General features: G+C 38.6%; 17 protein-coding genes. 9 read left to right on the forward strand and 8 right to left on the reverse strand.

From position 1 onward, the window contains the following. The first annotated feature begins 117 nt into the window (after window positions 1–117). On the forward strand, window positions 118–717 hold the full coding sequence (locus tag C9J41_RS20290; protein ID WP_107247189.1) for an SCO family protein: 600 nt from the start codon (window positions 118–120) through the stop codon (window positions 715–717). A gap of 436 nt (window positions 718–1,153) precedes the next feature. Continuing rightward, window positions 1,154–1,414 carry an Lpp/OprI family alanine-zipper lipoprotein gene (locus C9J41_RS20295; RefSeq protein WP_107207210.1) on the forward strand — a complete coding sequence of 87 codons (261 nt, stop codon included), beginning with the start codon at window positions 1,154–1,156 and terminating at the stop codon, window positions 1,412–1,414. Window positions 1,415–1,852: 438 nt separating this feature from the next. On the opposite strand, the gene C9J41_RS20300 is transcribed toward C9J41_RS20295, so the two are convergent. From C9J41_RS20300 to C9J41_RS20310, 3 genes are all read right to left on the reverse strand, one after another. Further along, entirely contained in the window at window positions 1,853–2,755 is a 903-nt protein-coding gene (locus C9J41_RS20300) for a L,D-transpeptidase family protein (RefSeq protein ID WP_107247188.1), read from the reverse strand. A 326-nt stretch (window positions 2,756–3,081) separates the two neighbouring features. Next, a complete protein-coding gene (locus C9J41_RS20305; protein WP_107262093.1) occupies window positions 3,082–4,215 on the reverse strand; it encodes a fatty acid desaturase in 1,134 nt (377 codons plus the stop codon). Window positions 4,216–4,308: 93 nt separating this feature from the next. Next, window positions 4,309–4,794, reverse strand: a complete 486-nt coding sequence (locus tag C9J41_RS20310; RefSeq protein ID WP_107262095.1) for a hypothetical protein — start codon at window positions 4,792–4,794, stop codon at window positions 4,309–4,311. A gap of 148 nt (window positions 4,795–4,942) precedes the next feature. Here C9J41_RS20310 and msrP point away from each other — a divergent pair, with 148 nt between their 5' ends. From msrP to C9J41_RS20330, 4 genes are all read left to right on the forward strand, one after another. Continuing rightward, window positions 4,943–5,956 (forward strand): protein-methionine-sulfoxide reductase catalytic subunit MsrP, encoded by a 1,014-nt coding sequence (gene msrP, locus C9J41_RS20315; protein ID WP_107291104.1) that lies wholly within the window; start codon window positions 4,943–4,945, stop codon window positions 5,954–5,956. Between the two features lie 2 nt (window positions 5,957–5,958). Then, window positions 5,959–6,624: a protein-methionine-sulfoxide reductase heme-binding subunit MsrQ gene (msrQ, locus tag C9J41_RS20320; RefSeq protein ID WP_107294946.1), complete on the forward strand. Its 666-nt coding sequence runs from the start codon at window positions 5,959–5,961 to the stop codon at window positions 6,622–6,624. 206 nt (window positions 6,625–6,830) lie between these two features. Next, window positions 6,831–7,457 (forward strand): hypothetical protein, encoded by a 627-nt coding sequence (locus C9J41_RS20325; protein ID WP_233218500.1) that lies wholly within the window; start codon window positions 6,831–6,833, stop codon window positions 7,455–7,457. 110 nt (window positions 7,458–7,567) lie between these two features. Continuing rightward, entirely contained in the window at window positions 7,568–8,896 is a 1,329-nt protein-coding gene (locus C9J41_RS20330; protein WP_107247183.1) for an MATE family efflux transporter, read from the forward strand. A gap of 707 nt (window positions 8,897–9,603) precedes the next feature. Here C9J41_RS20330 and C9J41_RS20335 read toward each other — a convergent pair. The 3 genes from C9J41_RS20335 to C9J41_RS20345 all read right to left on the reverse strand — a co-directional run bounded on the left by C9J41_RS20335 (window position 9,604) and on the right by C9J41_RS20345 (window position 13,195). Continuing rightward, window positions 9,604–10,998, reverse strand: a complete 1,395-nt coding sequence (locus C9J41_RS20335; protein ID WP_107207217.1) for a peptide MFS transporter — start codon at window positions 10,996–10,998, stop codon at window positions 9,604–9,606. A 407-nt stretch (window positions 10,999–11,405) separates the two neighbouring features. Continuing rightward, window positions 11,406–12,362, reverse strand: a complete 957-nt coding sequence (locus tag C9J41_RS20340; protein ID WP_107294947.1) for an electron transfer flavoprotein subunit alpha/FixB family protein — start codon at window positions 12,360–12,362, stop codon at window positions 11,406–11,408. Further along, on the reverse strand, window positions 12,362–13,195 hold the full coding sequence (locus C9J41_RS20345) for an electron transfer flavoprotein subunit beta/FixA family protein (protein WP_107294948.1): 834 nt from the start codon (window positions 13,193–13,195) through the stop codon (window positions 12,362–12,364). Before C9J41_RS20345 ends, C9J41_RS20340 begins: the two co-directional genes overlap by 1 nt. A 131-nt stretch (window positions 13,196–13,326) precedes the next feature. Between C9J41_RS20345 and C9J41_RS20350 the strand changes: the two genes are divergently transcribed. From C9J41_RS20350 to C9J41_RS20360, 3 genes are all read left to right on the forward strand, one after another. Beyond that, window positions 13,327–15,036 (forward strand): electron transfer flavoprotein-ubiquinone oxidoreductase, encoded by a 1,710-nt coding sequence (locus C9J41_RS20350; RefSeq protein ID WP_107207220.1) that lies wholly within the window; start codon window positions 13,327–13,329, stop codon window positions 15,034–15,036. Window positions 15,037–15,419: 383 nt separating this feature from the next. After that, window positions 15,420–17,717 carry a formate C-acetyltransferase gene (gene pflB, locus C9J41_RS20355; RefSeq protein WP_107291097.1) on the forward strand — a complete coding sequence of 766 codons (2,298 nt, stop codon included), beginning with the start codon at window positions 15,420–15,422 and terminating at the stop codon, window positions 17,715–17,717. A gap of 292 nt (window positions 17,718–18,009) precedes the next feature. Further along, on the forward strand, window positions 18,010–18,843 hold the full coding sequence (locus C9J41_RS20360) for a C13 family peptidase (RefSeq protein WP_107247179.1): 834 nt from the start codon (window positions 18,010–18,012) through the stop codon (window positions 18,841–18,843). 135 nt (window positions 18,844–18,978) lie between these two features. On the opposite strand, the gene murP is transcribed toward C9J41_RS20360, so the two are convergent. Continuing rightward, a complete protein-coding gene (gene murP / locus C9J41_RS20365) occupies window positions 18,979–20,433 on the reverse strand; it encodes a PTS N-acetylmuramic acid transporter subunit IIBC (RefSeq protein WP_107294949.1) in 1,455 nt (484 codons plus the stop codon). Window positions 20,434–20,464: 31 nt separating this feature from the next. Then, the gene (gene murQ / locus C9J41_RS20370; protein WP_107207225.1) at window positions 20,465–21,370 is read right to left on the reverse strand and encodes an N-acetylmuramic acid 6-phosphate etherase; all 906 of its coding nucleotides are present in this window, start codon (window positions 21,368–21,370) and stop codon (window positions 20,465–20,467) included. Window positions 21,371–21,456 lie beyond the last annotated feature (86 nt).

Here is a 21,456-nt window from a genome sequence, read left to right on the forward strand (position 1 = left end):
CTATATTTTAGAGCAAGGATAAATATACCTCACAAAAGTATTAAACATACCTACACTTATAAGATAGCTAAAAGCATAATCACAGTTGTACGATTAAACTTGTTTAAGGATAAACAAATGAAATACCAATGGGTTATTCTAGCCATCGCATTAATCGCAGGATTAACAACAAGCTATATACTTGATAGCCGCGACCCATCACTCGCTATAGAGCCTCATTACCCTCTAAATTTTCTAGAATCAGGCAACGAGGCCGTTGACCTCTATAATCCCGAAGATCAAAGAATACGTTTAGTTTATTTTGGCTACACACAATGTCCAGATGTATGTCCAACATCATTAGCAGTTATGTCTGCAGCCTTAAAACAAATTCCTGAAGAGCAACGCCAAAACATCTGGCCAATATTTATAACATTAGATCCAGAGCGAGATACTGCAGTAAAAACGGCTAACTATGCAAAACATTTCCATTCATCTATTTCAGGTATGGCAGGAACGCAAGAACAAACGAAGGAACTCGCTGAGAAATACGGTGTACTTTACATACGGACAGATTTAAAAGATTCAGCGCTTGAATATACGATTGATCACAATTCCTATTTTTACTTCTTATTACCTAACGGTGAACTTATTGATAAAGTGCCACACCTTCTTAGCCCTGCACCACTTATTTCCGTAATTCCTAACATCATTAAAAGTGTACCCAATGCATCATAATCATGAACGACACAACAATATATACAACTAAGTTAACATTGAGCGATATTTAGATACGAAATTGATAATCAAAATCATGTGAACTTACTCTCATTTTCTATTTGCATTTTCGTTCATTAATTCGCCTGTTATATTTCTTTTTTTGTTAATATATTTTTTTTACATAAACCTGACGTTTTAATTTATTTGAAGTCATAAATATAGCGCCAGCCCTTATTACAAGCGGCATTACGCATAGTTAGTCACTAAAACGGTATGAAAATTTAATGTCATAATTGTTTATTTTTTAACCAAAAATTCAGTGTTTACGTGAATTTTTTGATCTAACCGAAAAAAATTAATGAGCAATTTTAAGAAGTTATGCCATAATGAATTTGCCAACTCAATCTTTCACACTCAGTTGTAGTGGCACAATCAATATGGAGATTTATAAAAAATGAAACGTACTGTAACTATCTTAGCTGGTCTTCTACTATCTGCATCTTTAGTAGGTTGTTCAAGCACTGAAGCAGACAAAATGCAAACTCTTACTAACAAAGTAGACACTTTAGCTGAGCAAGTAAGTGCACTACAAGGTCAACAAGACCAAATCGTTAGCGCTGTAAACGACTCTCGTGCAGCATCAGACGCGGCTTACCAAGAAGCTATGCGTGCTAACAAGCGTATCGACAACATTGCTGGTTCTTACACTAAGTAATTTGTCTTAGCTTAAGTACTTTAAGGAGATGGCTTTTTATAAGCCATCTCTTTTTTTGTCATAAGAAAGACCAATAAATACATTCATGGTATCAATCATTCCTCTGTTTAATACTTAACATTAATTGCCTCTATCAAGTATTCAGCTCCCTATTCTAAGCAGCAAAACTTCCCTTTAACCCGTTTTAATTTGTAACTTAACCTAAGTAGAAGAAACGATCTTACGGTTGATAAGTTAAATTTAAACTCTCTTAATTCGTATACTTATATACTCTCACCTAATAACAATGAGGGCTCAAAGCTTCTGTCACATATTACATCATCTATTAATACAATTATTCATATGCTTCACCAAATCCACCACCATCGTTATTACACACAATATTTAGATAAAAAAAACGAGAGCATATGCTCTCGTTTGATATCATTTCAAATATAATTAATTCAAAACAACAGGAATACCACTTTGGTTATCTAATGCCTTAGTAAGTACCTGATAAGCATCATTATCGTAATTCAAGTCATCAATCAATTTCGCAGGTGCCGTTACAACTTTCTTTTCACCCATTTGTGATTCATCTTTCGATAATGGCGCATGTACTTCAACAACGATCTGTCCGTTAGGTTCAACTGAATACTTTACAGGTTGATTAATAATGCGCACTTGTGTGCCTAACGCAACGTGTGGAAATAACCACTCAACATCCCATGGGTTCATACGAATACAGCCACCACTAACACGCATACCAATACCAAAATCTTTATTAGTGCCGTGAATTAGATATTCTCCATGACCATAAGCTAAACGCATTTTATAGTCGCCTAACGGATTATCAGGCCCTGCCGGTACAACTGCGGGAAGAATATCACCTCTTGCGGCATGTTCTTTACGAATAGAAGCAGGCGGTGTCCATGTTGGATTCTTCACTTTTTCATTGATACTTGTTGTCATACTTGGGGTTTCACGTCCAACTCGACCGATACCAATAGGGAAGATATAAACTTTTGATGCATCGTCTTTTGGAAAGTAATACAAACGAAGTTCCGCAAGATTGACTACAATCCCCTTGTGAGCAACATCTGGTAATACAACCTTGGTTGGTACCTCAAGTAAACGTCCAGGAGCAGGAAGAAAAGGATCAATACCTTTATTCGCAGCCATCATACCTAAAAAACCAACATTATACTTATTGGCGATATCAGCAAGACTATCCCCTTTTTGTACTTCGTAATAGTTAGGTGTACCAACGATATTACTACCATCGGTTGGTAATTGATATTCAATTGCATTTACAGCAGAAGATACCAAACAAGTAAGTGAAAGAAGCAATGCGCGGTACAAAACGATGTCTCCGTTAAAAAATTCCTGAGTCTATTTGCAACAAACCCAAACATTTTGTTGCATAGTCAGTATTACTCTCTAATACAAACTATAAACAAATCTCTACAATCCATAGTACTTTATATAAGCAATTTCTACTAGCGAGGGTTATGTTTTAGATTAAGCAGATCATTTTAATCAATCAGTTACATAACTTAACTATGCGAATAATAGTAAAATTAATTATATCTATACTACTATACCGTTTATACAAAAAAAGAGCTGTTAAGTTACGGTAAACTTAACAACTCTTTAATTACTGTTTCAATACTATGGGGTTTAGCAAGCTACGTCGTATATTGTTGCATCAAACCTTTCCATGCACGCCGTTGTTGTTCTAGTCGGGCTTGCATAGATTTATACTGCTGCATAAACTCAAAATCATCATAGCTATTGGCAATTTTTTGCTTCTCAAGATCCAGTAAACGCTTTTTTGCTTGATAATAATCTGAAATTTTAGCAATCAAAGCTTCATACTCTTGCTGAAGCTGCGTTAGCCTTGCGACATTGTTCGGCATCTTACTCAATTGTTGTTGGATTCGTTTAAATTGCATTTTTGCTTTGGTTTTTTCAATTCGGTCAGCAGGCGTAACTTTTAAATTTCTTGTCCAACCTATCCATGAACAGGCCTTAATCAACCATTTAGTTGGGTCAAACTGCCACCAGCAAATACCATTTCGATAGTCATTTTCAAAAATATGGTGATAGTTATGATAACCTTCACCAAAAGTTAAAAAAGCCAATAATCCGTTATCACGTGCGGTATTTCTATCAGTATAAGGCTGAGCCCCCCAAATATGCGCCAATGAATTGATGAAAAAAGTCGTATGATGGCTGAGTACTAATCGGAGAAAGCCAACAAGCAATAGTGCCCCCCAAATATCACCATGAATAAACCCGAAAGCTAATGGAATACCAAAATTGGTACCCATCGCCAGCCATAAATAATATTTATGCTGCCACATTACTATTTTATCTTTTTGTAAATCACGGCAATTGTCGTAGTCATGGTATCGGCTCCCTTGGTAATCACGTAACATCCAGCCAATATGGCTATAAAAGAAACCTTTTTTCGCTGAATAAGGATCTTTATCATTGTTATCAACATGGCGGTGATGAATACGATGATCTGAAGACCAATGCAAGATACTATTTTGCAAAGCAAATGCACCGCCAATTGCAAAAATGAAACGGAGCATTGCATTAGCTTGATAAGTTTTATGTGACCATAAACGGTGATATCCCGCCGTAATAGACATACCACAAAAGCTAAATGCTACAACTAACATTAATATTTGTGTCCAATCGAAACCATATTGGTACGCATAAAGCGGAACACCAATTATCGCAACAAGTAACGTCACACTAAACACGGCGACATTTAACCAAAGTACAGGGGGTTTTTGCTGTTGAGTTGTCATCCTATAATCACTCTACATTCAGCGTACACATGTAAGCCAAGAATATATGCGCTATTTACGACTATCAATAGATACGCAGTATTTTCATACGACCTACTTGACTAATGTGATACCTGCCACATCATAACGCGCTGAAATCTGCTTATAGTGTTTATGCTCACGTAGGTAAAAGCTTATTGGCATTGCATCGCGTAGCCCTTGCTTGGATAAATAAGCATATTCTTCACGAGTCATTACCACATACTTCAATTGCTCATTTAATAAATTACGCAAACCTTCAATCGTCAAAATATCATCTCTTACCATGGCTTTCATATAACCAATTAATACAGATAACGGCACTAACATATCTCTAATAAGCAATTTACGATCCATGATCTTCGCAGCATTTGTTGTTCGAATACCTACATCAAAAATTGCTTGCCAATCAGGCTTATCTTGTTTGGTGACGGCACCATGGGTAAAACAGTAATACGCTTCTATAAATGCTTTAAGGTGATGATACCGCTCCGCATGCACTTCAATATAGATATGCTGTAGTTCAAGATCAGCGTCATATGAATGTCTTGCCACCTTCATTCCTCCAAAATAAAAATTCATTATATAGCATCTACTACTCAGACTTCTTACGTACTGTTTATTGAAATTTCAAATAATTTGTATCGTATGAAATTTTTACAGCTTTTATCAGGTCTACTAATTTAAGCCAATTTTCGTAGGGAACGTTATGCTAATTAAGAGAACAAACAAATGGGATTTAAGTGAAAATGATGTCACGCCAGAGTCCATTTATCATCAACGCCGCGATATTTTAAAAAAGTTAGGTATTGCAGCAGCAAGTCTTCCGTTAGCTTCTAATGCAACGGCGGGTATTTTTGATGTGTTCTCAAATGACGTTCAGAAAACGATCGATAACCGTCGTCCACTTTCTACAATAAAATCACCGTTATCTGATCCAAAGCTTTCACTCACACCGGAAAATAAGATCACTCAATATAATAACTTTTATGAGTTTGGTACGGATAAATCATCACCTGCTATTCGGGCTGAAAATTTTGTTACTGATCCATGGCAAGTAAAGATTGACGGCCTTGTTAATAAACCCTTAACGCTTAACTATGATGACTTATTTTCTTTGTTTCCATTAGAAGAGCGCATTTACAGGCTACGTTGTGTTGAAGCATGGTCTATGAATGTTCCGTGGATTGGTTTTAGCTTAAGCGATATTATTAAACGTGCCGATCCTACTAGTCGCGCGAAATATGTCGCGTTTCAGACCCTCTATGATCCAAAGCAAATGCCAGGACAAGCATCTCGCTCATTAGGAGGCGGTATTGATTATCCGTATGTGGAAGGATTACGCCTTGATGAAGCGCTACACCCTCTTACACTCTTATCTGTTGGGTTATATGGTAAGACTCTCCCGCCACAGAATGGCGCTCCACTCCGTTTAGTTGTACCTTGGAAATATGGCTTCAAAAGCATTAAATCGATTGTACGTATTACGTTAACGGACAAACAACCACCAACAACATGGAACATTTTAGCGTCAGATGAATATGGCTTTTATGCCAATGTAAACCCAACAGTCGATCATCCTCGTTGGAGTCAAGCAAGTGAACGTTTTATAGGAGAAGGGAATATATTCAGTAGTCGACGTCAGCCTACCACCATGTTTAACGGTTATGCGGATGCTGTTGCGAGCTTGTATAAAGGCATGGATCTAAAAAGGAACTACTAATAATGAAATCTCAAAGAAAGAAGCGTTTTTTAAAGCTAACCCCTCAACATATTACTTGTCTGAAAGTAACAATTCATGCCGTTAGCTTATTCTTTCTTACTGTATTAGTTCTCCAAACATTCAATGGTGGTTTTGGTGCTGATCCAGTTAAGGACATTGAGCACTTCACAGGAAAAGCGGCATTGAATACATTATTTATTACAATGCTTATTAGTCCAATTGCCATGTATTTAAAACAAGGGGCTTTGGTAAAAACACGGAGAGTATTGGGCTTATATAGCTTTTTTTGGGCATTGCTACACTTGAGTGTTTATGTCTCGCTTGACCTAGGTTTTGATTGGGCTTTAGTCGGTGAGGAAATCACTCAACGTCCGTATTTAGCTATTGGCGCAATTAGCTGGCTAATTTTATTATTATTGACTTTGACTTCTACTCAGAAGTTACAACGTATACTGGGAGCACGCTGGCAAAAACTTCATAACTGGGTATACCTTGCTTTAATATTGAGCCCAATTCATTATTTATGGTCTGTCAAATCTGGTATTACTGAACCAGTCATCTATATCGTTATTGCAAGCTTGCTTTTATTAAGTCGCAGAGACAAATTTAAACGTGGATTAACTAACCTTGGTATTAACAGAGATCAGAAAACGACGACATCAAATTAATCCACACAACACCTATTAATTTTAGTGAATGCTTTTCACTGTCTAGTAACCTGTACCTAAATCCCAATTGGTACAGGTCTTTTTTTATCTACTTGTCATTTATTATTAAAACCTCATGAATTACATGACATTGCAAAATTTTATGCTACGATAAACTCCTTGCATCTTTAGTTGTTGTGTATGTTATTTCATGAAGGTCATTCATTTTGTTCAGTGATATTTTAGCAACGAGCCTTGAGGAATTTGCTCACGATTGCATGTTGCTATGTGAGCAACACTACCCAACGATTCATAGCCGAGGCATGCAAGAAGATCATTTAGCGAAAACACTTTGCCGCCGTATTGCAGCTAATTGTGCCCAACAAAACACACCTGTCAAAATTACCCACACAGATCAAAGCCAACATGCATCGCAAGCTATCTATTGCTTACAGCACGAACATTCATATATCTGGGTGATTGCCCATCACTTCATTAGTGCCAATAAAGCCCGTAGAGATGCATTACTTAATACTATTGAGCAAGTGAAAAACAAGTTTTCTACTCATGGTGAACATTACCTTATGGTGATTGCTGATCATTGGTTCGATCGCAGTAAAGCGAGTAAGGAAATTCCCGCTTGGTGGCTTGGTGAATTACCTGATAATCATCTTGAATATGCTGCAACAGGAATCAAGCTTCAACCCAGTGAGAGCAGTTTTGCTGAGTCGGTAAAACAACGCTTTCATTTAACAAATGGCAGCATGTCTCTTAAACATCCTTTTGTACGTCATGATAATCAATCCCCTGTTTTACGTTATCTATTCTTAACTGCAATTTATAAGATTGACTAACTCCCCATTCCGATTAAAATGCGCCAAATTTTTAGTCTAACCGAATAAGTGTAATTTAACTTAAACGGTTTTAGTGTGATATCTCCTATCACCATACACGGAATGTTCTTATGTCTGTCTCATCGTCTCAACCTTTATCATTACGTGACGATTCTATTTTTCGTTTATTTTGGCGTTATACGCTCCCCACTATCGCTTCCATGTTGATCACCGGCATTTATGTTGCTGTCGATGGCATGTTTGTTGGCCACTTTATTGGTGAAGACGGACTTGCAGCAATCATACTTGGCTATCCGATTGGCTCCATTCTTTACGCCATAGGTGCTCTTATTGGTATGGGTGCATCGGCATTAGTTTCGATAAAGCTGGGGGAAGATAAAACAGAGGAAGCGAGAAATATTGTTGGTAACGCATTCAGCTTATGCCTAATAGCAGCAATGATTATTTGTGGATTAGGGATCACATTTGGCACAGACATACTGCAATGGGTTGGCGCAAAGGGAGAGATCCTATCAATGGCAGAAGATTACCTCTTCTGGTACTTCAGTATGGGTTTCTTTGCCATCATCTCAATGGCATTTTCATCACTATTACGTAATGATGGACAACCCAAACGCGTGACTTACATCATGATTTTCGGTGGTCTGCTGAATATCTTCTTAGACTGGCTATTTATTGTGGTGATCCCTTGGGGATTAACAGGCGCAGCTATTGCCACAATGCTATCTCAAGCCGCCACCAGCATCTTGTGTTTACAGCATTTCTTTAGCAACAAATCAGCACTACGAATTCATTGGGACAGCCTAAAACTTAAACTTGATACCTGCTTACAAATTTTACAACTCGGAACATCAAGTTTACTCATGTACATGTACCTATCTGTCGTACTAATTTTACACAACAAAGCTTTCTTGATGGTCGGTAAACCGATTCATGTTGCTGCCTACAGCATCGTGAGTTATACAGAGGCTTTCTTCTATTTAATTTTCGAAGGCATTGCATTAGGCACACAACCGATCACCAGTTTTAATACAGGTGCAGGTTTAAAAGATCGTGTGATCAAAGCACGAAACCTTGCTTTTGCCGTTACCCTTGTTGTCGCGCTTATTGGCGTCACAATACTTTATAGTTTACCCGATTATGTCGTGTATTTATTCGCGGGTGATAATCAACTGCTTCAACCTGTTGCGATAAACGGTATGCACCTTTATTTTTGGGGATTACCTTTTGAAGGGTTATTACTCATTGGTGCAACCTATTTCCAGTCAATTAACATGGCAAAAGAAGCGTCGATACTAACTGGTGGCAAGTTAATCCTGATCTCTATCTTTATCTTTACGTTCGCGCATATTTTTGGCGTTGACGGTGTATGGGTCGCATTACCTTTTTGTAGCTTACTTCTGACATCATGGATGATATATAAACTCAAAAGCCTTTAATGTCGACAAAGATCGGTAGTGATTGTTAAACATTGCTACCGGTCTATTTAAAACACTATCCAATTAACATAAGAACAATGAATTATTAGTGTATTCCTTGAGGGATAATTATAAAGACTTCCAAGAAAACAGTTAACTAACTGTTTTAATAGGATTTATATTTATCTACAATAGAATAAAACATGAAAAAATTATTACTCCATTAGCACTTATTTTTCAGCATTCGCAGTTACTTCAGCGCATGCAGTTAAACAAGATTACCTTATCGGCGCTGATCTTGGTTTACGACTTTCAAGCACAATGGAAGCAAAGTCAGCAAGTACAAAGATGAGTTAGATTTAGACAATAGCGCGATTTAAGGTATTCATGGTGGTGTAACACTTAATGATCATCATCGCTTAACCTTAGGTTACACTCATGAAGAACTGTCTTTTAAAGACGATAGTGGTTCAGCAGGCTTAGATAAAGTAAAGTTCAGCTCTTGTTGTTTTCCCCATTACTTAAAACGGCACGGTTAGAGTAAAAAGTTACATTTTTACTTCTATAATTATTTAGCATCTAAAAGATTAAAGCCTTTGTCGATATCATTTATCTAATACCTGCCATATTAATTTTCGAATATCTAACAGTTACTTTTCAAATTATAACAAAAAAGCCCATAGCTATTCCTAACTATGGGCTAAACGAAGAGATGAATCGTTTAAATTTTAATTTGCTTCTGCAAGTTTAGCTTCCGCTTCTTTCATTGCCGTTGTTGGTTGGCCTTCTGCACCGTGCATCCAGTCAACTAACTTACCAGAGAACATGATAAGAATAAGACCTGATAGTGTTGCAGCAATTGCGATACCGCCAAAGATAGATAGTGCACCGGCATCGCCAATATGTGAGCCAATAATACCCGCCGCATAGTTTGCTAATGCGTTAAACGAGAACCACACCCCCATTAGCAGTGAACATAAGCGTAATGGTGCAAGTTTCGTTACCATCGATAAACCGATTGGTGATAGGCATAGCTCACCCAGTGTATGGAAGAAATACGCACCTACAAGCCATAGCATTGATGTTTTAACCGTTAAATCGCCACCTTGTTCTAACGCTGCTCCCACCATGAATAAAAAGCCAATTGCAAGGAAGAACAATGCTGCCGCAAATTTAATTGGTGAGCTTGGCTCCTTCGAGCCCATTTTTACCCATAATGAAGCAATAACAGGCGCTAAAGTAATAATGAAGAACGGGTTAAGTGATTGGAACCACTCTGTTGGTACAGTAAAGCTGCCAATAATACGATCTGTATACTGTTGGGTGTAAATGTTCATCAATCCACCGGCTTGTTCAAAGCCAGCCCAAAAGACAATAACGAACAGACCCATGACCATAATAACTTTTAAGCGATCACGTTCAACTTTTGTTAATGGCTCTTTTTTACCTGATTTGTTTTTAGCTGCATCACGTTTAGCGGCAGCCTCAATACCAATATCACCCAAATAACGACGTGCAAATAACATTTGAAGCGTTAAACCAATACAGATACCGATACCAGCAGTTGCAAAGCCTGCTTTATAACCCCAGATTGTTACAGCTGTACCTGCAATAATACCAGCAAGTAGCGAACCTAAATTGATACCCATATAGAAAATGGTAAATGCACCATCACGACGGTTATCACCTTCATCATAAAGATCACCAACCATAGTTGAGATATTGGCTTTAAATAAACCATTACCGATGATCATCAACGTTAGGCCAGCATAAAAAACATGCAATGCAGAATCCCCAACAACCGAGTTAGGTAATGCAAGAACAAATTGTGCAGCAGCCATTGCCACACCACCTATCATGACGCAACGGCGTTGTCCTAAAAAGTTATCGGCAATCCAGCCACCGATGAGAGGAGTAAGATAGACAAGTCCGGTATAAGTCGCGTAAAGACTTAGCGCATCTTTTGCTGTCCAGCCAAAACCACCGTCCATTGTTTTTGAAGTTAAATAAAGGACAAGAATGGCGCGCATGCCATAAAAGCAAAATCGCTCCCATAGTTCAGTACCAAACAATAAGAACAGCCCCTTAGGGTGTCCTAGTAATGTGCTAGAGTCTCTTCTCATAATTATTCCTTTTAATTCGTTTTTCATTCAGTAAATGAATACTGGCATTACTTATAAGGAATAACTATTCACATATCAAATTAGCACTAAATTGCTATAAGATTTGTTTTTTAATAAGCCTATGATTTTAAAATAGAATAAAAATACAACAACGATAATGAAAAATAATATTTAACTTTAACAGTAGATTAATGAACCACTTAACCATAAATTACTAGTCTTTTAAACTAAAAAGGAAGTAATAATTAGTGAATACCTATAAATATTTCATTTAAGTTACAAATATAACAAAAATGCCATCATTTAGAGTGCTTTTTAAACAAGGAGCAGTTTCTATAACTTGTATTGGTTAAGAAACATACTCATCCCTTTTAAGATAAAATGTGAAAAATTATTCTCAACGCACCCTATTTACATTTGGATGAAAGCTCAGGGACTAAATCGAATAAATCTCCCACTAAACCGTAATCGGCATAAGAAAATATACTTGCATCAGGATCATTATTAATAGCCACAATCACTTTTGCATCTTTTATCCCAGCAATATGTTGAACTGCACCCGAGATCCCAACGGCAATATAAAGTTCTGGAGCAATAATTTTCCCGGTTTGCCCTACTTGGTAATCGTTAGGTACGAATCCAGCATCCACGGCTGCGCGAGAAGCACCAACCGCACCGTCTAAGGTATCTGCTAATTGCTCAATCAATAAAAATCCATCTTTACTTGCAACACCTCGCCCACCTGCGACCACAACACGTGCTGTAGTAAGATCTGGTCGCTCATGGTTACTCGTTTGCATACTGACAAATCGGGTACGGGTTAATGAATGACTTATCTTTAGCAATTCTTGCTCGGCGGGTTGCTCCGATAACCCACAAGGCTCGAAACTAGCACTGCGAATTGTTGCCACCATAACAGCCTCACAAGACTTAACCTCAACCGTTACGTTACCGGCATAAATAGGACGAACGACTGCATCTAAACCAGTAAATGCCATCACATCGGATAATTGCTCTATACACAACATCGCAGATACTCGCGGCAATAGATCTTTACCTGATGTGCTACTGCTCATAAAAATATGACTATAGTTTGATGCAATATCCTTAATGACCTTAGAGACGTTTTCTGCCAAACCATGCTGATAACAAACATCATCCACCAATAACACTTTATCAATATCGGCTAACTCTGCTGCCTGCTGTGCAACACATTCACATTGAAAACCAACCACGACAATATGGATACTTAACCCCTTGCTAAAACGCTGTAATGAAGCTGCCGCAGTAACAACTTTACGTGTAGCTAACGAGATATTCTGATGATCATGCTCTGCGATAATCAAAATGTTTGCTGTCTTCATTAGATCACCTTTACTTCATGACTTAACTTATCAATAAGTGCATCAACATTGTCGACCATAACCCCAGCTGTCCGTGGTTTTGGCGCGTTATAGTGAAGTATTGTTTGAGACGTTGTCTTTATCAGATTTTCAAGCGATGGGTACTGCACGCTATTTTTTTCAATAAACTCTTGCAACGAAATGCTCGTTAATGGTTTAGCTTTCGCTTTCATAATATTTGGAAGTGATGCAAATCTGGGTGTATTAAGTCGTAAATCACAGCTAATCACACAAGGAACTTTAACCGCCAAAGTTTCAAGACCACCATCGACTTCACGAGTCACAATAAGCTCATCTAATATCGAAGGGTTGTCATAGTTAATCTCTGAAGCATAAGTCGCTTGTGGGCAATCTAATATTCCCGCCAGCATTTGAGGTGTTTGATTGTTATCGCCATCAATAGACTGTTTCCCCATTAACACCACATCACTCTTGTTCTGTATAGTTAATACAGATAACAGCATTGCTATTTTTAGCGGGGTGATATTTATTACATCGTCACTTTCAGTTTGATTAGTATTGATATGAATAGCGCTATCGGCCCCTAGTGCGAGTGCCGTCCTTAATGATTCATTGCAACTATCATCCCCAATACAAACAACAACGACCTCTGACGCTATTCCTTGTTCTTTAAACTGTACGGCTTGTTCAAGTGCGATTGCACAAAAAGGATTAATGGTTTTCTTCACATTATGATCGTCAATATCACTATTATCATCCTTAACACGGATCGCTACATAAGGATCAATCACGCGCTTAATCGCCACTAATATACGGATTGTAGATTCTGCCATATCACATACCTCTAATAAGAAGTCGTTGATTTAACGGCTAATACTGGAATGCCTTTGTTTCTTTGAGCCTAGTTGAATTTACGTTTACGTCAACTGGACTATAGTTAAATGAAGCAATAAAGGAGTCATCTATGGCAGAGGAAGAAAGTGCTCAAGACAGTATCTCTTTTGATGTTTTAATCGTCGGCGCAGGACCTGCCGGTCTTGCTAGTGCTATCCAACTTGCGCAATTAGCCAAAGAGCATCAGCGACCATTCTCTATTGCTGTAATAGAAAAAAGTGCCGAAATCGGCGGACATATTTTATCTGGCGCCTTATTTGATCCCCACGCACTCAACGAATTATTACCAAACTGGCAAGATACTGATTGCCCAGTCCGTACCAAAGTAAAACATGATGAGTTTTATTGGTTAACCAACTCACAATCAGTATTTTCAATCCCACCTTTATTACGTCCAAAAGTGTTTGAAAATCACGACCATTACATTGTTAGCTTAAGTGAGTTATGCCGTTGGCTAGCAAAACAAGCCGAGCTATTGGGTGTCGAAATCTACCCAGGCTTTTGCGCTGACAAAATACAGTTTGAACACCAAAGGAGTGACAGCGTAACAAGCGATAATGCCGATTTACCCATTTACATGAGCACCGTAAAGGGGATTACAACCAAAGCAATGGGATTAGACAAACAAGGTCACAAAAAAGAAAACTATCAACCCAGTATGCTGATTAATGCGCGTTACACTATTTTTGCCGAAGGTAGTCGAGGACATTTAGGAAAAGCGCTAATAAAACAACTTAAGCTCGATAAGCACAAACAACCGCAACATTACGCATTAGGGATAAAAGAAATTTGGCAGGTTCCCAAGCAACAGCATCAACAAGGCAGAGTGATCCATAGTTTGGGGTGGCCACTAAGCGAATCAAGTTCAACGGGTGGCGCTTTTATGTACCACCTTGGTGATAACCATATCGCAGTAGGGCTTATTACCGACTTAAACTACCGTAACCCTTACCTTAGCCCGTTTGATGAATTTCAACGGCTAAAGCATCACCCTCTATTTGCGCAAGTTCTTCAAAACGGAAAACGAATTGAATACGGTGCAAGAGCGATTACCAAAGGGGGTTTAGCCTCCCTACCCAAACAGTCATTCCAAGGCGGTGTATTAATAGGCTGTGATGCTGGTACCCTGAATATGAACAAATTAAAAGGCTGCCACACCGCGATGAAATCCGGCATGTTAGCGGCAAGCGCGGTATACAGTGAGTTAATTCGTGATCATTCCCATACCGAGCCTTGCTATAACGCTCTTTTTGAAAGTAGCTGGCTGTATGATGAACTTCATCAAGCGAGAAATACCACTGCAAATATCCATAAATTCGGTCAACTGAGTGGCGCTATTGCAACCTATTTAGAGCAAAGTCTATTTAGTGGTCGTGCAAAATGGCAGCTTAATAACAATGTGCCAGATCATACTTGCCTACTGCCTATATCAAAAACAAACAAGATAAGTTACCCCAAACCTGATAACCAATTAAGCTTTGATAAAACCTCTTCACTCTATCTTGCTTCTATTAGCCATCCTGACGATCAACCTTGTCATCTTCAATTACAAGATGCTCAAATCCCAATAAGCCAACATCTAAAAGCGTTTGATGAACCTAGCCAACGTTACTGCCCTGCAGGTGTTTATGAAGTTATTGAAGAAAATAACCAAGTGAAATTTCAAATCAATGCAAGTAACTGTTTGCAATGCAAAGCCTGCGATATAAAAGATCCTTCTCAGAACATTTCTTGGACGCCACCAGAAAGCGGATCAGGGCCTAATTATAGAAAGATGTAATAAGTCTAAACTTTTTTTGAATTAAAGTTCGTAAACACAACAAAACGCTTCTAACATCATATTGATACAAAAAAACGTATAACACATTGTTTATTAATACATATATCTATTTATGCATCATTTATTATTCATATGTATGCATTAAATGCATTTGAAAAATGAAAACCATTCATTTTACTCATACCCTTATAAATCATAGTATTTATCTCAAGCCAAGAAGCAGTTAAGACAGCGAAATGACGACTGTTGAATAATAAAAAATAGGCTTCCAAAGCAGTGAATTAAATCAGCCGATCGTGCTCAACACACATCAGATTTTAAGTTTATGGTGAGTCAGTTTCATCATAACGCATTCGCATATATCACCTATTGAGGTAAACATTATGACAATCCCTACTACAGAAATGTTAGAAGCGTGGAAAGGTTTTAGCGCGGGCAACTGGCAGCAAGAAGTTAACACTCGTGACTTCATCCAAACTAACTACACGCCTTATGAAGGGGATGAGTCTTTCCTAGCTGATGTTACAGAAACAACAACATCACTATGGAATACCGTTCTAGAAGGTATTAAAGAAGAAAGCCGCACTCACGCGCCGGTTGATTTCGATACTGATTTACCATCAACAATTACTTCTCACGATGCAGGCTACATCAACAAAGATCTAGAAAAAATCGTAGGTCTACAAACTGATAAACCACTTAAGCGTTCAATCATCGCTAACGGTGGTATTCGCATGGTGAAAAACTCATGTGAAGTATACGGTCGCAAGCTTGATGAAAGTGTAGAGAAAATCTTCACTGACTACCGTAAAACACACAACAAAGCATGTTTCGACCTATACACTAAAGAAATTCTAGCATGTCGTAAATCTGGTATTATCACAGGTCTTCCAGATGCTTACGGTCGCGGTCGTATCATTGGTGACTACCGTCGTCTAGCGCTATACGGTATTGATTTTCTAAAAGCTGACAAGCAAGAACAATACAAGTCAACTCAAGCATTCCTAGAGCAAGGCCATGATCTAGAAAAAACACTTCGCCTACGTGAAGAGTTAGCAGATCAAGTTCAAGCACTAGAAGACATCCGTCAAATGGGCTTGAAATACGGCATCGATATGTCTGCTCCTGCTCGCACAGCACAAGAAGCGATTCAGTTCACTTACTTTGGCTACCTAGCAGCGGTTAAATCTCAAAACGGCGCAGCAATGTCACTAGGTCGTACATCAACATTCCTTGATGTATTTATCGAGCGTGATATTCAAAACGGCTTGATCAACGAGCAAGAAGCGCAAGAGATGATCGACCACTTCATCATGAAGCTACGTATGGTTCGTTTCTTACGTACACCTGAGTACGATTCATTGTTCTCTGGCGACCCAATCTGGGCAACAGAAGCAATGGCTGGTATGGGTGTTGACGGTCGTACTTTAGTAACAAAGAGCACATTCCGTTACCTACACACACTACACACAATGGGTCCTGCACCAGAGCCAAACATGACTATTCTTTGGTCTGAGCAACTCCCTATTGCCTTTAAAAAGTACGCAGCGAAAGTATCGATTGAAACATCATCTGTTCAATACGAAAACGATGATCTAATGCGTCCTGATTTCAACAACGATGACTACGCAATCGCATGTTGTGTAAGCCCACAGGTTGTTGGTAAACACATGCAGTTCTTTGGTGCACGCGCTAACCTTGCAAAAGGTCTGCTATACACCATTAACGGCGGTATTGATGAAAAATCTAAAGCACAAGTTGGCCCACAAGTAGCGAAAATCGAAGACGAAGTATTAGACTTTGATTCACTAATGCCACGCTTTGATTCAATGTTAGATTGGTTAGCAACACAATACGTGACAGCACTGAACATCATCCACTACTCTCACGACCGTTACAGCTACGAAGCATCACTAATGGCATTAATGGATCGCGATGTACGCCGTACTATGGCATGTGGTATTGCAGGTCTTTCTGTTGTTGCTGATTCATTATCAGCAATTAAATTTGCGAAAGTAACACCAGTACGTGACGAAGATGGCGTAGCAATCGATTTTAACATCGAAGGTGACTACCCTAAATTCGGTAACAACGATCCACGTGTTGATGATATCGCTTGCGACCTTGTTGAGCGCTTCATGAAGAAAATTCAGAAGATGCACATGTACCGTGAAGCAATTCCAACACAATCAATCTTAACCATCACATCAAACGTTGTGTACGGTAAGAAAACAGGTAATACCCCTTGTGGTCGTCGTGCTGGTATGCCATTTGGCCCAGGTGCAAACCCAATGCACGGTCGTGATGAAAACGGTGCGGTTGCATCACTAACATCTGTATCTAAACTCCCATTTGCTTACGCGAAAGACGGTATCTCATACACCTTCTCTATCGTGCCAAATGCATTAGGTAAAGATGAAGAAACACAGAAACAAAACCTTGCAGCACTAATGGATGGTTACTTCCACCACGAAGCAGCAGGCGCAACAGATGGCATCGAAGGTGGTCAACACCTAAACGTGAACGTATTAAACCGTGACATGTTATTAGATGCTGTTGAGCACCCAGAGAAATACCCACAGCTAACAATTCGTGTTTCTGGTTACGCAGTGCGTTTCAACTCACTGACTCGTGAACAACAACAAGATGTAATTAGCCGTACCTTTACTAATAAGATTTAATAAATAGCTACTACATTGGTAATATCCGACTAACTACCTAGGTATTACCATTTTGTCGCCATAGTTCCCTACCTAACTATGGCGGCTTTTTTTATTCATTATTTACAGAAAATATAATCGTGAAACCTACTCTTTCAGCTCCTTAATTAACAAAGTTTTTATACTTACAATGTAAATAAATAAATTACAAATGAGGTTGTGAAGCCACTCGATAAACTGTATTTATTGCTCTAATTTAAGTCTTCAGTTTTGTATAAAGAACTATCAATGACTAAAAAGATCAATAAAGAACATGTTAAATGCAACCATTCAGCCCATTACTTCTGTTCCTAAATTAATACTTATCGCACTTTCTTTCGCAATTCTTTCAGGCTGTGCGTCGAAGGAACTTCTGCTAGCTCAACCATCTTTAGTTGAACAGCAAACTTCAAAATTGTTACCACAACGCCCAAATAAAACAGACTTATATTTTGTAGGTTTTGCGGCAGACTCTAGTCAGAACGTATTTAGTAAAGAAGTTAAATATGCACAACAGTTATTTGATAACAAATTTGATACCAAAGGACGCTCAGTCACATTGATTAATCACTCATCAACTATCAATGAAGCTCCGATGGCTACACTATCGAATCTTGATAATGTATTAAAAAATATTGGTAACACTATCGACAAAAATGAAGATATTGTTTTTCTTTTTCTGACAGGACATGGTTCTTTTGAAAAAGGCTTACACTCTAAATTTTGGCCGCATCACAAAGAGTTAATAACACCTAAAGATCTTAAAAAGTCCCTCGTTGAGTCAAAAATAAAGTGGAAAGTTGTCGTGGTTTCATCGTGTTTCTCAGGACAATTCGCTAATGAAATTGCAGATTTACATACTTTAGTTATTACCGCGAGCAATCCAAGCCAACCATCATTTGGTTGTACCAACACCTCTGAATTTACCTATTTTGGTGAAGCTTTCTTTAAAGAACAGCTTGCACAAAATGCTTCATTTATAATGGCCTTCATCGCGGCAAAAGCCAGAATCACAGTTAAAGAAAATAAAATGGGATTCGAGAATTCACAGCCAATGATGATTACGTCAAAACCCATTATCGATAAGTTAAAAGAAATATCTCAATAATATTATTATTTCAAACTATATCGTTCTCTGGAGTAACAAACGACAAAGCGGAGCCTTTTGCTCCGCTTTTTATTAATACATCCGTTATGAATTAAATTTTCATTTTCTCAACAACGGCTCAATAACGATTTAGTATTAACTTAAATCGACATTTTTCGTACCAAAGAACCATGTTGCTACAAAGCCTACGATATAAGCGATCAGCAAACCAATGGTAAAAATAGCCATACCAGCAAAGATACCAGAACTTGAGGTCATTAACGGTAAAGCAACAATACCAGATGGACCGAATACTGTATTTAAACCAATCGGTAATCCCAGATACGATACTAACCCAATAAAGAAACCACCAGCAGAGCCCCCCACACATGCTGTAACAAAAGGTTTAACCCGCGGTAATGTCACACCATAGATAAGCGGCTCACCGATACCTAATAATCCCGGAATGATCGCCCCTTTTACCTGCAGACGTAACAAAGATTCTTTTTTCGCTTTTGCATATAAAGCCAGTGCTGCACCAACTTGCCCTGCTCCCGCCATGGCTAAAATAGGGAAAAGTGAGTTAAAGCCTTGAGCGTCCATAAGAGCAAAGTAAACCGGAACAAAACCTTGGTGGATACCAAACATCACTGAAATTAAGAATAAACCGGCTAAGATCGCACTACCGAATGGATTACCATTTAAGTTGATAAATAACCATGACATACCCTTAAATAGCTCACCACCAATTGGCATGATAATCACAAAGGTAACAGCGCCCATAATCAACAAGGTGATCATAGAAGTTAAAATCATATCTAAATTATCTGGAATATATTGGCGGACTTTTTTCTCAACGCCTGCACCAATAATGGCAGCAATCAGAACCCCTATAATATTGCCTCGTGGATCGATACCATTGCCGAAAAAGTCGTTCATTCCAGAGAAAATGCCAGACGTTGCATCTGGGTTATAACCAAGTACAAACAGTGACGCTAAAATCGCACCGTTTACCCCTGAACCACCAAACGCTTGCTGCGCATTGTAGCCAATAAGGATACTTAAGAAGCTAAATAAACCTTTACTGAAAACTTTCATATACGCAATTAAATCAAGTAAATGCGCATTAGGCGAGGCCTGCCCTATAACAAAAAGTTGTTCCAGCAAGGTCGCGATACCGAGTAATAAACCTGCAGCAATGAAACCGGGGATTAAAGGCGTAAATATAGTTGCAAACTTGCTTAGAAAGCGTTGTGCTGCACTGGTTTGTTTTTTCTTTAATTGCTGTTTATGTGCAGAAGCCACATCTTTTAGGTCGGAATGTGGTTTTGGAGAAGTTTTCTCCTCACCTTGTTCGTTCTCAAGCATACTATTCATCATTTCAGCTGCAGTTTGTGCTTTGCCCGGTCCTAACACAATCTGAAATTGATCGTCACTTTCAACTAACCCCATCACGCCTGCAATACGTTTGATTGAGTCACGATCAGCTAAGCTGTCATCTCGCAGTGTAAGACGTAATCGCGTCATGCAATTACCGCATTTAATAACGTTTTCGTTACCGCCGATTGCAGTGAGTATCTCTTGCATCATTGAAGCAGTTACTTTGGCCATCTTATGATCCTCGATATAACCGATTGTTTTATTATTTTTGGTCTAAAAGTGCATGACGAATAAAGCCATGATGCTTACCGAGTTTTGCAGTCGCCAACTCAGCATCAATATCAAGTAAAATCATAAGGATTGCGGTTTTACAATGGTTATTACACTGCGCAAGTGCCTCCGCTGCTTGTAATTCACTGCACCCTGTCGCTTCAACTACAATATTTTTTTGACGTTGGATAAGTTTGGCGTTGGTTGCTTCAACATCAACCATTAAGTTTCCAAAGACTTTCCCAGTACGGATCATTGCCCCTGTGGTTAACATATTTAGTACTAATTTCTGTGCAGTACCGGCTTTCATTCTTGAAGAGCCCGTTACCACTTCAGGCCCAACAATGGGGGTTAATGAAATATCTGCGATCTGCGTCATTGGACTATTCGCATTGCAACTTAAGGTAGCAACGGTTGCACCGATACTTTTTGCGTAATTCATTGCACCTAAGACATACGGCGTACGTCCGCTTGCAGCAATGCCAACAAGCACATCTTTTTCATTAAAACCAATCTGTTGTAAGTCACTTGCACCTAATTCAACATTATCTTCTGCATTTTCAACCGCCTTTAAAATCGCTGTATGACCACCAGCAATTAAACCAACCACCAAATCGGGATTAGAACCGTATGTAGGAGGACATTCACTGGCATCCAAAATACCTAATCGACCTGATGTACCCGCACCGGTATAAATCAAACGTCCACCAGATTGGAAAGCATTAGCGATAAGATCAACAACCTTGGCAATTTCAGGAATAATAGCTTCTACTGCAAGTGCCACTTTCTTGTCTTCTTGATTGATAACTTTCAACATCTCAACCGTTGATAGCATATCGATGTTTTCACTATCTTTATTTCGGCTTTCTGTCACTAAGGTTGTTAGATCAATTTTCATTATCTGCTCTCTTCACTTGGAGGTTTTGTTGAGAGGCATCATATAGAATAAAAAATTCATTTAAGTGATAGTTATCACAACTAAAA

Source organism: Photobacterium sp. GB-50 (assembly GCF_003026755.1).
Taxonomy (GTDB): Bacteria; Pseudomonadota; Gammaproteobacteria; order Enterobacterales; family Vibrionaceae; genus Photobacterium.